This window comes from Actinopolymorpha sp. B9G3 (genome assembly GCF_040120725.1).
In the GTDB taxonomy this organism is placed as follows: Bacteria; Actinomycetota; Actinomycetes; order Propionibacteriales; family Actinopolymorphaceae; genus Thermasporomyces.
Genome location: NZ_JBEEAB010000027.1, coordinates 65,625 through 79,697, shown reverse-complemented (window position 1 = coordinate 79,697; position 14,073 = coordinate 65,625). Strand labels below are relative to the sequence as shown.

Below are 14,073 nucleotides of genomic sequence, written 5' to 3'. Positions count from 1 at the left end.
AAGGGCTTCATTTATTCCGAACGACACGCGCCGACATAGTCAAGATTTGGTTATTACAAGAAATCGTCGAGGTCGCTCCACGCGCACCAAACCGAGCCCACCACCTCACGAAATTTGAGACAGACCCGGTTCTTGTGCGCAGGTCACCCCTCGATTCCGGTGTCCCTGACCGTGGACTGCTGCTTGTAGGTGTGGGTTGTTGAGGGCTGGTGACGGCCGTTCGGGGGCATCGGCCAGGAGGGGATCACACGTGCTCAGGCACAAGTGCACACTTGGCCTGTGCGCACCGATGATCCAGACCTGGCACAGTGGTTCGGCGGCCACGCCGGATCTCTCGTGGCGGTCGAGCTCTTGCGGCCCCACGCCACCACCGAGTACACCGTCGCCGAGCTGATGGAGGCGTTCTCACACGGACGTGCCACTGTCTCCCGCGTCCTAGATCGCACTGCAGCCTCGACCAGTGAGAGACCATGAGACGTCACTATCTTCAGCGCGCCGCCACCGAGATCGCCGACCGCAGAGCGGCCGCGATCCTTGCGGCCAGGGCGCTGGTGGAGATCCGCTATCTCGCCGGACCCGTCCGGCGCGAGGAGCGGGATGCCTCACCTGGTGACGATCTGGACCGAATCTGCTTCCTGGCCGATCTCTGCCACAACCTGCCCGGAGTCGCCCAGCCGCCCGCCTGGCAGCCGTCCCGCAAGAACGCGCCCATGAGCAGCCGAGAGCGGGCCATGGCGGAACGGCCGATGAGCTGGGTCTGGAACACCGCCGGCCCCCACGGGCGCGCCTGGATCCTGGATCAGCTCTACCAGGCCGGGCACGACTGGACGCCCCCGCCGGCCCTGCCGACCGCGCAGGCGGGACCGCCATACCTGACGTTGCGGCAACGGGCCGGCCTAGCGGGACGCTGGCCGGTACAAACGCCGGACGGGCGCATCGCTCTGCCTCGGCAGGCGCGCGTACTCAAGGCTCTGGACACCGATGGCATTTGCGCGCTCTACGAAGAAGCCGGTCGGCTCCGGCTCGGCCTCGGCAAGGGCGGGCCCTGGCTCCGCGCGCATCTGGCCCCGGACAGCACGCACTACCTGGTGCCCGACCCAGCCGATTACTACTGGCCCGACCCGAACGGGAAGATCCGCTGGTGGCAGTGCACCGCCCTACTACGGATGTCCGACGGTGAACAGGTCACCAGCATGGTCGCCGTACTCCCCGAGACCTTCACCGCACTGCCGTCCACCCTGGCCAGGAGGCGCCAACACCAGCTGGTCCACCTCGCCCGGGCCACCGAGCGCGACACCTACCTGTGGCGCCGCGACCACGAGGCCGAATGCAGCCAACAACGCTGCGGCTACACCCCAGAGCCCAACGGTAGCGATGCGGGCATCGGGCGACGTCAGAGGTACTAGCGCAGCTGTCCGGTGAAGTAAGCCGTTTGGAACCTCCGGGCGGCGAGGTCATCGGGTCGCATCAGCCAGTAGAGGGTCCCGACGTCGCCCCATTGCATGTCTGCCTCTTCGTCGCTGTCGATCTGCACCAGAAGGGTCCACCGGCTTGCTTCCTGACGCATGGCGGCGGAGTCGTAGGCGCCGGCGACGAGTGATCGGGCTACGTCCATCTCGACGGCGTTTTGCACTGGGTCGGCATGGCCACCGATCCGGTGGTCATGGCCGGTGCCGTGGTCCATTGCCTCTCGAAACCGGTCCAGGTTGTCGAAGTCCTGCAAGTACGCGCGGTCCGCGCCCGACAGACGCTGGATGGCTGCGGCGAAGGCGGGGTGATCCGAGCACGGGCCAGTGGCCACAATATCGGCCTCCAGCCCGACCTCCAGATAGGAGTCGATGTCCTCGGGTGGTTCACGTTTGATCGTCGGTGTGCCAGCCGGTACGTAGATGACCCGCGTCGCGTCGGCGGTCTCTGGTTCCGTCTGCCACACCGCGTCCGGAAGCTTCGAGCGATCCTCGGGAGGCCCGTACAGGTAGCGGCGGTCGGCGTCGAAGTAGAAGAAGTACAGCATCCCCTGGTCAGGTAGCGGGATGTCGAGCCGATTCGACGGCACCCGACCACAGTCGATCGACGCAACGAAGTGCAGGGATCCCTTGCCCTGCCACTGAGGCCAACCAAGATCATCGGGGAGCGACGGAAACCCGCCGAGCTGACCTATCGGCTTCTTGTTGCGGCCGCAGCTTCGCAACCTCAGAGCGGGTCGTATCAGGCCTATCCACTGCTCGGCGACCGCCGGAGGCAGATGGCGAAGTGCCAGGCTCGTCAAACGGCGCTCGTGGTTCAGCATGGCCGGAATACTGGCACGGAGGCTGCAGTGGAAACTAGCTCGGGCCGCACGATCGGGCGTGTGGCGGGTGCTGCTGCCAAGATCTGGCGCGTCGTGGATCTCCGCTCACCTCTGGCATCGCAGACAGCGCGTCGGCGGAGGCGCCCCGATCGAGGTGGTCGCGGACTACTCTTCCCCGTCGGTCCTGTCTCGGGTGATGCTTGACAGTTGTGTCTCGGCTGATCCTTTACAGGAAGGGCAGAGATTGACTCGGCGCGACGGCGCGCTCAGCGGCATGTCCGTGCGTGGCGACTACCGGAGGACCTGCCTTAGCACCTGCTCGCGGTCCTCTCCGGTGACGTCCGCCAAACGCTCCACCAGCCTCGCGGCGACGCCGTACAGAACTCGCACGGCTGCGTCGGGGCCGGGGTGCTCTTGGGCTGCCTCATCCAGCCAGTTCAACTCGTCCGCGTCGTTTCCGGCCCATCCAGCTCGCATCGCATGCTGGATCGCCCTGCGTCTGATCCGGTCACCCGTCCTCGCAGCATCGCGGGCCGCACCCTTCTCCGAGGGACTCACCTTGTGGGGCTCAGTCATGGCGTGAAGTATCTACCGCTCATCGGCAGATCCGAGCGCGGATAGCGGCAGAAGAGTGCGCTTCAGTGTCAGACTCGGACCGTGGGTTGGAAGCCGTACGAAGCGATGAGTCGCATCGAGAAGAAGATGTATTGGGCAGTTCGCGAGGAGACCATGCTCCATGAACTTCCGTGGCCCGAGGTCGATTCGCCAGGGACGACTCACGAGGTGCGCTGGCCCGCCGAGGATCCTGCAGAGTGCGCGGCAGTCCTGATCGAGTGGTTCGGCGCCGGACTCATTGCGGTCATGACGACCCTCGACCAACAAGCTCTGGACGCATCCGAGGCGCGGAGGCTGTTGTCCAACCCGGCGACGTGGACCCCCGATCACTCACTCGTCCTGAGCGACGTCGGCGAAGCAGGCCTTGCCTGACGGCAGCGCGGTCGGCGGCATGAGCGGATGGTCGTTCGTATTAGCTGAACGGATCATCCGAGTCTCGGGCATCGACTGGGTTGCCGCTCTCATCGAGTTGGCGTAGTCGTGGCGAACCACCGCCGTGAAGTCCGCTATCCGGGTAATCCCGGAGCCACGCGCGTCCAGTTCCGGGGCATCGGTACGTGACCCGCCACCCTTCGGCGTCAACCTCGCGTTCTTCGAGGTGCTCACGGGCGTACTCGTCCGCTTCGTTGCCAGTCAGTTCGAACAGGGTCTCGCAGGCGCAGAGCACGGTTCATTGTCACATCAGCCGACGACCGGATCTCGGCATGACCGCGCCTCACTGTCGGCGGCATGAGCGGACGCCTCCTGTGTAGCCTCACCGCGTGCAGCATGACGCGGACTGGGCTCGGCGGGCGCAACGTGAACTACGCGGCCTGTTGAACGATTGGGACCCCATTGGCGTCTTCGACCCCGATGATGACGACGACGGCTCAGGACCCATGGACGAGTACGACTGCATCCGCGACCCGCTGATCTCGCATCTTCTCCGAGGCGACAGCCGGTACGAGATCGCCGAGTTCCTCCGCGACGAACTGACGGGTCACTTCGGCCTGGAGCCGTGGCTCGTCACCACCAACATCATCGACCGAATCTTCGATTGGTGGGAGTCAGTCAAGTAGCAACGGCAGCATCCGCTCATCGGCATGGTCGTGCTTCACGGTCGGCGGCATGAGCGGGCGTCTCCGTGCGACACTCCGTCATGTGGACGAGCGAGAGCGCAAGGCGATCCACTCGCGCTGGGCGGAGCTTGTAAACCGCCGCACCGACGACCGTGGGTATCGAGACGAGTGGTATTACCAGCAGTGCGGTGGGTGCCTCCATTGGTTGGCTCTGGGTGGGGCCATCGGCGCTGACTGGGGCGTCTGCTCCGCTGCCTCATCTCCGTTCGATGGCGCTGCTCGTTTCGAACACGATGGGTGCGAACACTTCGAAGAGGATCCAAACGGGTTCGGGCTGACGCGTGGCTAGGAACCGGCTCATCGGGCATGACCGCGGATCGCGGCATGTCAGTGCGTTACGGGATCCGTCGCCGGTAGCCTGCCCGGGGTGCGGACCTACTTTGCTTGCCGATGGCTCCACGACTGCGCAGACGAGCCAATTGTGTTGTTTGAGGAGCTCGACGAGCGACGCCACGAGACACGAAAGGTGCACCAGTACGCCGACGGTCGCTTGGTCCGGACGGACCGAATCAGTGACCTGAGCACGAGCCTTTCCTGGGTACCGGTGCCATCAGAGGAGGAGATCGCGAGCGAGCCTGAGTTTGAAGTTTCGCCGCTGAGCGCGGAGGAGTTCGAGGAGGTCTGGCGCAGGGCCACCGACGCGACCTGACGACGACCTCGACCGCACAACAGAGTGCACCGGACTACCCGACCTCCGACACTCAGGTTTCGACGGGGCGGTAGGCCAGGGCAACGTCGACAACCTCATCGGGCGTCAACTCGCAGTCGAAGCCTTCATGGTGTGGCTAGAAGATGAGATCCGAGACGCACGGGTCAGGAACGAGGACTCCAGTTCTCGGAGAGCCGCGTCCTGGTTAGATTCGGTGCCCTCGCCCGACATCAGGTACATCACGAGGCGCAGAAGGTCCGAGCGCTGAGCCATCGACATGCGGACGGCATGCCTCGGCGGAAGAGCGCTGCCATCGGCATGACTGCGCGGATCGCGGCAGATGCGTGCGTTTACGGGCTCTGCGCGTGCCGCGGTAGCCAGGTCAACAGTTCCGCCCCGAGGGTGCGCACCAGCTCTTCACCCCAGACGGTCAGCGACTGCTGCCACGGGTGTCCGAACGTGCCCCACCGCAGGTCCGACGTGGTGTGGACGTAGTAGTCGCCGTTCGGGAACACCGGGACGGGCCATCCGACGTTCGCGAGAGCGTGCGCGGCCGGCGAGTAGCGGTATGAGGTGTGCTGCCAGTCCAGCGCGGTCAAATCTTCCTCGTCGGTGAGCCAAACGAAGTTCCGGAGGGTGGCGGCAGTGATCGCCGCTTCACCGGCCGCGAACCGAGCACCCTCGTGAGCAAAGACAGGAGCGAGGTCGATCACAACACAGACGTCAGGCGGCCGGATGGCAGGCACAGCGCGTTCGTAGTAGTCAGGCTTGAAGTCGAAGCGAGCGTCGAACGCCGCCCACGCTTCGGCGTATTCAATCGGCCGCCAGACTCCTTCGACCCGGAATCCTTCGCTCATACGCAGAGGCTAGTTTGGCGCGACCCTGGATGCCTGAACTTTCCTATCGGCGGCATAAGCGGTCGTCTCCGTGCCACACTCCGCCACGTGGACGAACAACAGCGTAAGGCAATTCAGTCCCGCTGGGGCGAGCGCTTGAACCGTCGCACTGGAGACCCAGGGTGCCGAGAAGAGTGGTACTGGCAGCAGTGCGGTGGGCTGCGTTCACTGGTTGGCTCTAGGGGGCCAGATCGGTGCCGACTGGGGCGTCTGCTCCTCTGACACGTCTCCGTTCGACGGCTGTGCTCGGTTCGAACATGACGGCTGCGAACAGTTCGAAGAGGATCCGAGCGGGTTCGGAATCACCCGCGGCTAGGAACCGCTGATAGGCAGGACCGCGCGGATCGCGGCATGAGCGTGCGTTTCACCCGCTTACCAGTCAGGCCGTGGACTCCAGTGGTTTCCGGACGCCCGCGCCCTGCGCTCGGCCTCTGCGAGGGCGTCGTGGAGACGCTCGGCGTCCGCGCTGTCCATCATCAGGATGTTGCGAAAGTCGTGGTCGGCCAGTCGGCTGCCGTCCAGTGCGTAGGTCATGGCAGAGGTGACGAACCACCACTCTTCTTTCGACAGGCGGAGCGTCACGCCGTCGGGGGTGAAGTCGGCTTCGGCCATGCGGCCACCCTAGGGGGCCGTGGTCGCGCCGCGACCGCACATCGGCATGGTCGTGCTTCACGGTCGGCGGCAGATCAGGACGCCGCTCGATCTTCGTGCCGCTGTGAATGCCTCTGGGTCGTCAGTCAGTGGGCGCCGTGGATCGCCACCACCACAGGCTGAGCGGCAGGGCGAGGGCGGCTCCCAGACCGGTCCAGGTCAGCATGGCGAAAATGTCACTCGGACGTGCTTCCCACTCCCCGTCGGGGAAAGCGAGCGCCAGCAGGCTGACAACTGCCATGAGACCGAACGTCCCTACGACGGCCCAGGCCAAGAGCGCACCGATGCCCAAGATCGGACGTCGGCCCTGACGGGCCCGCCACCCGCGGTGCAGTGCAGGGAACCGTTCCCTGACGACAACGGCTAGACCGAGCGCCAGGAGACTTCCGAGCACGACACTCAACACGTTCTCCACGCCCGAAAGTGTAAGTCAAGCAACGTATGCCTGATCGTCGATTGGCATCGCTTCAGCGCGAGCAGTGCCGTGCACTGTCATCGGCTGCTTGTTCCATTGACCCAGGACCGGCGCCTGGCCAGGCTCGGTCCAGGCGCCCGGGCCGTCGCTCTCATTTCGGCTGCCCACGCTTGGTCGTGTGGCTCTCATTTGGCCTGCGCGGCCCGGGCGTCGCTAGGGCCAGGAGAGGCTCAAGAGGGGTTTGCACAGATCGAAGCAGCGTTGCCCTCCCGGCTCGACAACCACAGTGGTTCGAGCATCGGAGGAAATGTGAGCAGAGCAGGCGCATCGGGGCGTGTCGTGATCGGGATGGACCCGCACAAACGCTCGGCGACGATCGAGGTGATGACCGGCGACGAGGTGATCATCGGTGGCGGACGGTTCGGCACCGACCGTGACGGATACGCCGCGATGGTTCGTTACGCCCGGCGGTGGGCCGACCGGGTCTGGGCGATCGAGGGCTGCGCGGGGATCGGCAAGCACATCGCGATCCGGCTGCTAGCCGACGGCGAAGAGGTCGTCGACGTCCCGCCCAAGCTCTCGGCGCGGGCCCGGGTGTTCGCCACCGGTCAGGGCCGCAAAACCGACGCCACCGACGCCCACTCCGTGGCCCTGGTCGGCACTCGGATGACCGGGTTGAGCCCAGTTGTGAACGACGAGCAACTCGCGGTGCTGCGGATCCTGGTCGACCGCCGACGCTCACTGGGCGAGGAGCACACCCGCAAGACATCTCAGCTGCACCACCTGCTGCTCGAGCTCATCCCCGGTGGGGCGAAGCGGGACCTGTCCGCAGCCCAGGCCAAGGCGTTGCTGTCCAAGGTTCGGCCACGTGACGCGGTCGGCAAGACCCGCCGACGCGTCGCCGCGGAACTGGTCGCGGACCTGGAGAGGATCTACGCCCGCAAGAAGGCCGCAAACAAGGAACTCACCGAGCACCTCGCCGCCACCGGCACCAGCCTGCTGAACCTGCACGGCATCGGCCCCACCGGCGCCGCACGCCTTCTGGTCGAGGTCGGCGACATCACCCGCTTCCCGAACAAGGCGCACTTCGCCTCCTGGAACGGCACCGCACCCATCGACGCCTCCTCCGGCGACCAAGCCCGCCACCGACTCTCACGAGCCGGCAACCGCCAGATCAACCGCGTCCTGCACACCATGGCCCGCGTCCAACTGCGCAACCCCACACCCGGCCGGGATTACTACGAACGAAAAAAGGCCGACGGCAAAGCGCCGATGGAAGCCATGCGCTGCGTCAAGCGCCGGCTCTCCGACATCGTCTTCCAAACCATGCTCAACGACGCCATCACAGGAACCGGATCGACCGCCAGGACGGGCCCGGGAGGACAACAGGGACACGACTCTGACTCCAGCGCGACCGGCTCACACCCCCACGCCGGCTCTTCGGACAAGTCACTTCCCGGACCCGCCGAACAGCAGCCTACGCCCCCGCTTCCGGCCGCCTCTTGACACAGAGGGGAGCCAGATCCGTGTGGCTCGGACGCCAGTCAAGTGACCGGCAGACTTCTACGCCTGCCGCAGATCAGGTGGCGGAGATGTGTCGCACATCAACCGACTGATCACGGGCGCTCAGGTGCGTGGAAACTGGGAGGCGTCTCCCGTACGACGGCTCTTCTTGCTCCTCCCAGGAGGCAAGATCGCGGACCGAACTGGGCCGACGGCGTGGCTCCGGCCGAGCGCATTCCGCGCAACCACCCGTTTCCAGCCGCAAATCACTGCACACGGCTGGACGTGTGGGCGGTCATTGCCGGGGTCGAGACGGAGCTTCAGACCGGCTCTGACCTGCGGAAACGCTGGTGGCGGAGGGCGTGGTGTGCTGGCTCAGGACATCGGAATGGGGTGTCTCACGACATCGGAATAGGAATGTCTCGGGTCATCGGCATGGCGGGTCCGGTGCCGCTGGCCGGTTGGCAGAGGCTGGCTGGTGTCGAAACGTCGTCTTGTCATCACCGCCGTCCTCGCCGGCGCATCACAGTCCGAGACCGCCCGCACCTACGGTGTCTCCCAGAGCTGGATCAGTCGTCTCATGGCCCGCTACCGCGCAGCGGGCGAGGCCGCGTTCGAGCCGGATTCGCGGGCACCAAGGACCAGCCCCGCCTCGGCCGCCGAGGAGACCGTCCAACTCGTCCTCGAACTACGCAAGAAGCTCGCCGAGCAGGGTCTGGACGCCGGCGCAGACACCATCGGCTGGCGCGCCTGACCCACCACCACCAGATCACCGTGTCGCCGGCCACGATCAACCGAATCCTGGTCCGCCACGGCACCCTCACCCCCGACCCGTCCAAACGGCCGAAGTCGTCATACATCCGCTTCGCCGCGGAGCAGCCCAACCAGTGCTGGCAGTCCGACGTCACGCACTACCGGCGCACCAACCCCGACGGCACACCCAGCACGGATGTGGAGATCTTGTCCTGGCTCGACGACCACGCCCGCTATGCCCTCAGTGTGACCGTCCACCCCCGCATCACCGGCCAGATCGTTGTGGCTACCTTCGGTCAAACCGTTACCCAGTATGGGATTCCGGCGTCCACGCTGAGGGACAACGGCATGGTCTTCACCACCCGGCTATCCGGTGGCAAAGGCGGCCGCAACGCCTTCGAGACCGAACTTCGCGCCCTGGGCGTGGTGCAGAAGAACTCCCCGCCCCAACCACCCCACCACGTGTGGGAAGGTCGAGCGATTCCAGCAAACAATGAAGAAATGGCTGCGCGCCCAAGACCCCCAACCGACCACCATCGCCGACCTCCAGACACTCCTGGACGCGTTCGTCACCGCCTACAACAACAACCGGCCACACCGATCCCTACCGAACCGGGCCACCCCGGCCACCGCCTACACCGCCCGCCCCAAAGCCACCCCCGACAGCCGCCGCACCGACACCCACCACCGCCTCCGCCACGACCGCATCGACAAAACCGGCAAGATCACCCTGCGCCACCAAGGCACGCTCTACTCCATCGGCATCGGCCGAACCCACGCCCGAACCCGCGTCCTCGTGCTCGTCCAAGACCTCGACATCCGCATCATCGACGCCGCCACCGGCGAACTCCTCCGCGAACTCGTCCTCGACACATCCAAGCGCTACCAACCCACCGGACAACCACCCGGACCCACCCCCAAATGACATCAGCCCGAACCCACAAATCGTAGGTCCGGGCTATGCCGATGTCCTGAGACATCACAGTGGCGGAGGGCGTGGGATTCGAACCCACGTGGCGAGGGGTTACCCCGCCTAGCGGTTTTCAAGGAGGATGTTTCGCCGCATACCACCTGCGGATTCGTCGATCAGCAGCGAACTCCGCCGCGAATACGCCGAAGAACCAGCCGCGGCAGTAACAGCCGCCCGTGGACGGCCGGATCTGCGACGAGTCTGCATCGTGCTCCACCGAACCGCTGCAAGCATCAGGTAGGCACCGGTTCTGGCCAGGTCATCGCGATCATCGACTGGGGGTCCGCCCGCTGGGGAGATCCCGTCCGGGACTTTGCCGACTTCCCTATCAGAGCGCTCTCCGAAATGCTTTCCGGATGTCGTGCGGCCGCGCCCGGCCAGAGTGCACCGGTGTCGACCGGTGGTGCGCGGGCGTGGCGCTGGAAGCTGGCACACTCTGGCGGCAGCTCGTCTTGGCGATGGCAAAGCTGGTCGGCAAACCGTCCACATCCGAGGCTCGGAACTGGGCGGCCTCACGGCAGGCAAGCGTGCTGGAGATACTGCGGTTCCTCTCCGACACTCCCGCGAGCCCGTGGCCGGACTGCTGACCCGGACTTGCTGACAAGGACTCCTGCAAGCGGGCCGCCTAGCGGGTGGCGATCCACCTTCTACGCGACCAGACCGATGACTGGTCGACTGTGCCGAGGTCGAGGGCAAGGACGACGAGCTTCGGGTGCCGCTGTGTCTCTCACGGCGCTCGTGGGGACGTTCGAGGCACCTCGATGGAAGGGGCTGTCTCCTTCCACCAGTGCCTACAGTCGCGCCAACGGCCACGCCCACACGGGCAAGCACGGTTTCCTCGAACGGGGATCAGGTTACGCCAGTACGTACGCCGCGTGAGAGTGGCTGCTGCCGTCGTAAGGCCCACGTCGTCAACGACAGCTAGCGATTGGTCGAGCACATCAGCGATGACTTCACCTGACGCGAGCATCGCGTCGGCGATGATCAAGGCAATCGTGGGTTCCATCTGGCTGGTTTCTCCATCACTCGTAAGCAACAGCGGAGCTCGCGCATAGCATCGCGCTGTCACGGCGCCGGAGTCATGGACCATGGGCGGTGACGCGAAGGCAATCCGGGCGCCCAAGGCTGGATGGGCGGCATCAGATAGCCAGTCGTACCACTCCTCAAATCGCGCGTCGCCCGTGACCTTGGAAAGTTTCTGAACAAGCGTCAGAACGTTGGTGGCTTTGAGCGTCTCGTGACTGATTTTCATGCGGGAACCAAAGCTAGCTTGAACAAGGATCGGCGCTAGGAGACCGCGGATTGATGCAGGCCGGGTGAGCACATGGGCAGGCGTCGCTTTGCCCACTTTCCATGCATGAGAAAGCTTTAGCGCTTCGTCGACCAAGGAACCAGCCTCCTCGACGAGTGCCCGTGCTGTTACGGCGCCCGAAGTGATACGCCACTTGAGAAGGTTCTCGATCGTGTCTTCGAGCAGGTCGGCCCCTCGCCACGCATGAATGAGCCACCAGGCGACCAGCCTTGAGTGGACCTCGGGGTACACGACCGCGGCGGCGGGATCTTCCTCGGCTAGCTCTGAGGGTTCGTCCAGCGCGTGAAGCGTGGTGCCGTCCGGAGAGGCGACATAGACCCATTCCTCGCCCCGCTGGCGAGCGCGCTCCCGCCATGTTTGGATCGCAGCACCTTCCAATGACCTAAGCAGCACGTCGGTTGTTCCCACTTCGGCTGTCTGTGCCTGAAGGTTCCTAAGTCGCGCCGTCAGCGTTTCTAGGGACTTGACACGCGCCTTGCCGAGCGCTGTTTTCGCTGATGCACTCGACGCCCTTGTTGGCTCCACAACGACCAGTATGCGGGCGACTGAGAGTCGACTAGGGATGGTTGACAGTTTCGCCATCCGATTGGCTGGCCGATGAGCTTATGACCGATTGTCGGAAGACCGCGTCAGCGCGTTGCGTGCACCCACAAAGCGGTTCGCTCGGCGGCTCTCGGCGAGTCGGTCCGAAGATCAGTCGTTGTGGTCCGATGTGACAGGCGCGTCCGGCCCCGGTCTGGCCGAGCCGGGCAGCGCCGAGCCGCTGTGTCCATGTGGTGATTGCTTTCGCACCCGTCCACAGGGCTGCGGGGGCCTCGGACCGCCCTCCCGTCTACTTCGCCAAGGGGGCCCTTCCAGCGGCCGAATCTCAACCACGATCATGTGTTTCCCGCAGGATCGTCAAGGTTTGCCTCTTCCACGCTCGGTCGGTCCTCACGCACCTGTCCACCCGAGTTTGTCCCGATCCTCCCGGTGCATTTGGCCGACCGGCACCCTGCGTGACACTGAGCTAATGCGAGGGCCGGCGACCGCCACTTGGAGCCGGCAACCGTGGCGATCAGGAGCCTTGAGCCAGCTGCCGTGATCATGAGAGGCGCCCCGCCAGATCAGTGGCTCCTGTCGGCTCAGTTGCGATCCGCCAAGGCTGCTGAACACTGGTGTCGAAGTCATACCTCACTCCGGACAACCCGGCAGGAACCCCGTCAGGGAAGGATCCGGCTGTAATTCGCGGGAACCCATCGCTCACGTGGTACAGCACTTGGGCCGCGACTCGGAACGGTTCGACGTACCGCCCGCGGTCGGCCAGGGAGTAGCCGGTGGCCGCGAGCCGTTGATCGAGTTCGTCCCGTATACCGGCGCCTGCGAGACCGGCAGCCGTGCGGGCTCGTGCGATCAGCGCTGAGGACGCCGCCGGGTCCGATCAGGAGGTGGTCGATGTCAGCTCCGTGCTCACGATCGGTATCGCGTGGAGCGTCCGCCATCCGAGGAGGCGGGCCCTCCACAGCGTGCGACCCACCAACCGCTCACCCCGGCCGCCGGTGCGCCAGGACGCTTCCTTGGTGCGGAACCCGAGCAAATGCTGCGCAAGGATCTGGACGCGCCGAGGAAGCAGCGGCGTACCGCGCGTCGAGTGCTGGCCCGGCTGGTGGACGAGCACGCCGCGACGGGGCTGTCGTACTCGACGGTGCGGGACCACGTCGCCAAGCGTCGTCCGGTGATCGCCGCCGAGGCTGGCCGGCAGGCGGGTGAGGCGTTCGTGCCGCGGACGCATGAACCCGGTGCCGAAGCCGAGGTTGACTTCGCCGATCTGTGGATTGTGTTGCGCGGGATCAAGACGAAGGTGTTCTTGTTCACGCTGCGGCTGTCCTACTCGGCAAGGCGGTGCACCGGGCGTTCGCCACCCAGGGGCAGGAGGCGTTCCTGGAAGGCCACGTGCACGCATTTGAACAGCTGGGTGGGGTGCCGGTGGGCAAGATCCGCTACGACAACCTCAAGTCCGCGGTCAGCAGAGTGTTATTCGGCCGGAACCGGGAGGAGTCCCAGCGCTGGATCGCGTTCCGGTCCCACCTGGGGTTCGACGCGTTCTACTGCCGGCCAGGCGTCGCGCATGAGAAGGGCGGCGTGGAGGGCGAGGGCGGCCGGTTCCGCCGCACGCACCGTGTCCCGATGCCGGTGGTGGACTCACTCGCAGACCTCAACGTGCTGCTTGATGCTGCGGACGCCAAGGACGACCACCGCCGGATCACCAACCGGACAATGACGGTCGGGCACGACATCGCCTTCGAACGCCAGGCGCTGCGGCCGGTGCCGCTCGAGCCGTTCCCGACCTGGCTGACACTCACCCCGCGGGTCGACCGCTACGCCCGGATCAGCGTGCGACAGTGCCAGTACTCGGTGCCGGCCCGGTTGATCGGCCGTCGGGTCCGGGTCCACCTCGGCGCCTGGGGGCTGGTCATCTTCGATGGCCGAGTCGAGGTCGCCCGCCATGAACACGCCCCTACCCGCGACGGGCAGGTCCTTGTTCTGGACCACTACCTGGAGGTGCTGGCCCGCAAGCCCGGTGCGCTGCCCGGTGCGACCGCTCTGGCTCACGCTCGTGCGACCGGGGTGTTCACCGCCACCCACGACGCTCTTTGGGCCGCGGCCCGCAGAGGACTCGGTGATGCTGCCGGCACCAGGGCGTTGATCGAGGTGCTGCTGCTGCACCGTCACCTCGCCCACATCGACGTGGCCGCCGGCCTGGCCGCTGCGTTGGCGGTTGGGTCGATCAGCCCCGACGTGGTTGCGGTCGAGAGCCGCAAAGCCGTCCAGCAGCGCGGAGCCACCCACTTGCGGCGCAGACAGCACCAGCCGAACTCGCGTCGTCGCCGGAGCGGGTGGTCAGCCTCACCGAACGTCGGC

Annotated in this window: 16 protein-coding genes and 2 pseudogenes; 9 read left to right on the top strand and 9 right to left on the bottom strand. The window is 65.7% G+C overall.

Annotation, left to right across the window (positions count from 1 at the left end):
* Positions 1 to 470: 470 nt before the first annotated feature.
* Complete coding sequence (locus tag ABNF93_RS30430) at positions 471 to 1,406, top strand: hypothetical protein (protein ID WP_349331682.1); 936 nt, start codon at positions 471 to 473, stop codon at positions 1,404 to 1,406.
* Here the strand turns inward: ABNF93_RS30430 and ABNF93_RS30425 are convergent.
* Together ABNF93_RS30425 and ABNF93_RS30420 are read right to left on the bottom strand one after the other, a co-directional pair.
* The gene (locus tag ABNF93_RS30425) at positions 1,403 to 2,290 is read right to left on the bottom strand and encodes a YwqG family protein (RefSeq protein ID WP_349331681.1); all 888 of its coding nucleotides are present in this window, start codon (positions 2,288 to 2,290) and stop codon (positions 1,403 to 1,405) included. The genes ABNF93_RS30430 and ABNF93_RS30425 overlap by 4 nt on opposite strands.
* Before the next feature lie 291 nt (positions 2,291 to 2,581).
* Positions 2,582 to 2,866, bottom strand: coding sequence for a hypothetical protein (locus ABNF93_RS30420; protein WP_349331680.1), 285 nt, complete (start codon positions 2,864 to 2,866; stop codon positions 2,582 to 2,584).
* Positions 2,867 to 2,947: 81 nt separating this feature from the next.
* Between ABNF93_RS30420 and ABNF93_RS30415 the strand changes: the two genes are divergently transcribed.
* Positions 2,948 to 3,277 (top strand): hypothetical protein, encoded by a 330-nt coding sequence (locus tag ABNF93_RS30415; protein ID WP_349331679.1) that lies wholly within the window; start codon positions 2,948 to 2,950, stop codon positions 3,275 to 3,277.
* A gap of 40 nt (positions 3,278 to 3,317) precedes the next feature.
* On the opposite strand, the gene ABNF93_RS30410 is transcribed toward ABNF93_RS30415, so the two are convergent.
* Positions 3,318 to 3,572, bottom strand: a complete 255-nt coding sequence (locus ABNF93_RS30410; RefSeq protein WP_502877654.1) for an Imm27 family immunity protein — start codon at positions 3,570 to 3,572, stop codon at positions 3,318 to 3,320.
* 94 nt (positions 3,573 to 3,666) lie between these two features.
* Here ABNF93_RS30410 and ABNF93_RS30405 point away from each other — a divergent pair, with 94 nt between their 5' ends.
* Positions 3,667 to 3,963, top strand: a complete 297-nt coding sequence (locus ABNF93_RS30405) for a hypothetical protein (protein WP_349331677.1) — start codon at positions 3,667 to 3,669, stop codon at positions 3,961 to 3,963.
* 427 nt (positions 3,964 to 4,390) lie between these two features.
* Entirely contained in the window at positions 4,391 to 4,672 is a 282-nt protein-coding gene (locus ABNF93_RS30400; RefSeq protein ID WP_349331676.1) for a DUF6881 domain-containing protein, read from the top strand.
* Positions 4,673 to 5,022: 350 nt separating this feature from the next.
* Here ABNF93_RS30400 and ABNF93_RS30395 read toward each other — a convergent pair whose 3' ends face one another.
* The 3 genes from ABNF93_RS30395 to ABNF93_RS30385 form a co-directional block, all read right to left on the bottom strand.
* Entirely contained in the window at positions 5,023 to 5,529 is a 507-nt protein-coding gene (locus ABNF93_RS30395) for a DUF2716 domain-containing protein (protein ID WP_349331675.1), read from the bottom strand.
* Positions 5,530 to 5,940: 411 nt separating this feature from the next.
* Entirely contained in the window at positions 5,941 to 6,180 is a 240-nt protein-coding gene (locus tag ABNF93_RS30390; RefSeq protein ID WP_349331674.1) for a hypothetical protein, read from the bottom strand.
* A gap of 121 nt (positions 6,181 to 6,301) precedes the next feature.
* Complete coding sequence (locus ABNF93_RS30385; RefSeq protein WP_349331673.1) at positions 6,302 to 6,634, bottom strand: hypothetical protein; 333 nt, start codon at positions 6,632 to 6,634, stop codon at positions 6,302 to 6,304.
* A 348-nt stretch (positions 6,635 to 6,982) separates the two neighbouring features.
* Between ABNF93_RS30385 and ABNF93_RS30380 the strand changes: the two genes are divergently transcribed.
* The 4 genes and pseudogenes from ABNF93_RS30380 to ABNF93_RS30370 all read left to right on the top strand — a co-directional run bounded on the left by ABNF93_RS30380 (position 6,983) and on the right by ABNF93_RS30370 (position 9,815).
* A complete protein-coding gene (locus ABNF93_RS30380; RefSeq protein ID WP_349331672.1) occupies positions 6,983 to 8,140 on the top strand; it encodes an IS110 family RNA-guided transposase in 1,158 nt (385 codons plus the stop codon).
* A 475-nt stretch (positions 8,141 to 8,615) separates the two neighbouring features.
* The gene (locus tag ABNF93_RS30375; RefSeq protein ID WP_349331671.1) at positions 8,616 to 8,891 is read left to right on the top strand and encodes a helix-turn-helix domain-containing protein; all 276 of its coding nucleotides are present in this window, start codon (positions 8,616 to 8,618) and stop codon (positions 8,889 to 8,891) included.
* Positions 8,892 to 8,911: 20 nt separating this feature from the next.
* Positions 8,912 to 9,280 (top strand): annotated as a pseudogene (locus tag ABNF93_RS35095) (DDE-type integrase/transposase/recombinase); the annotation flags it as partial.
* Complete coding sequence (locus ABNF93_RS30370) at positions 9,264 to 9,815, top strand: integrase core domain-containing protein (RefSeq protein ID WP_349331670.1); 552 nt, start codon at positions 9,264 to 9,266, stop codon at positions 9,813 to 9,815. The pseudogene ABNF93_RS35095 and the gene ABNF93_RS30370, both read left to right, overlap by 17 nt.
* 772 nt (positions 9,816 to 10,587) lie before the next feature.
* Here ABNF93_RS30370 and ABNF93_RS30365 read toward each other — a convergent pair.
* From ABNF93_RS30365 to ABNF93_RS30360, 3 genes are all read right to left on the bottom strand, one after another.
* Complete coding sequence (locus tag ABNF93_RS30365) at positions 10,588 to 11,697, bottom strand: hypothetical protein (RefSeq protein WP_349331669.1); 1,110 nt, start codon at positions 11,695 to 11,697, stop codon at positions 10,588 to 10,590.
* Positions 11,698 to 12,256: 559 nt separating this feature from the next.
* A complete protein-coding gene (locus ABNF93_RS35090) occupies positions 12,257 to 12,523 on the bottom strand; it encodes a PD-(D/E)XK motif protein (RefSeq protein WP_502877655.1) in 267 nt (88 codons plus the stop codon).
* A 69-nt stretch (positions 12,524 to 12,592) separates the two neighbouring features.
* On the bottom strand, positions 12,593 to 12,943 hold the full coding sequence (locus tag ABNF93_RS30360; protein ID WP_349331668.1) for a hypothetical protein: 351 nt from the start codon (positions 12,941 to 12,943) through the stop codon (positions 12,593 to 12,595).
* Between the two features lie 395 nt (positions 12,944 to 13,338).
* On the opposite strand from ABNF93_RS30360, the pseudogene ABNF93_RS35085 reads away from it, so the two are divergent.
* Positions 13,339 to 13,629 (top strand): annotated as a pseudogene (locus ABNF93_RS35085) (Mu transposase domain-containing protein); the annotation flags it as partial.
* Positions 13,630 to 14,073 lie beyond the last annotated feature (444 nt).

Coding starts and splice junctions, on each gene's coding strand:
- ABNF93_RS30395 (WP_349331675.1), bottom strand. CDS start 5,529: ATGAGCGAAGGATTCCGGGTCGAAGGAGTCTGGCGGCCGATTGAATAC.
- ABNF93_RS30420 (WP_349331680.1), bottom strand. CDS start 2,866: ATGACTGAGCCCCACAAGGTGAGTCCCTCGGAGAAGGGTGCGGCCCGC.
- ABNF93_RS30430 (WP_349331682.1), top strand. CDS start 471: ATGAGACGTCACTATCTTCAGCGCGCCGCCACCGAGATCGCCGACCGC.
- ABNF93_RS30360 (WP_349331668.1), bottom strand. CDS start 12,943: ATGCGTCCGCGGCACGAACGCCTCACCCGCCTGCCGGCCAGCCTCGGC.
- ABNF93_RS30425 (WP_349331681.1), bottom strand. CDS start 2,290: ATGCTGAACCACGAGCGCCGTTTGACGAGCCTGGCACTTCGCCATCTG.
- ABNF93_RS30380 (WP_349331672.1), top strand. CDS start 6,983: ATGGACCCGCACAAACGCTCGGCGACGATCGAGGTGATGACCGGCGAC.
- ABNF93_RS30390 (WP_349331674.1), bottom strand. CDS start 6,180: ATGGCCGAAGCCGACTTCACCCCCGACGGCGTGACGCTCCGCCTGTCG.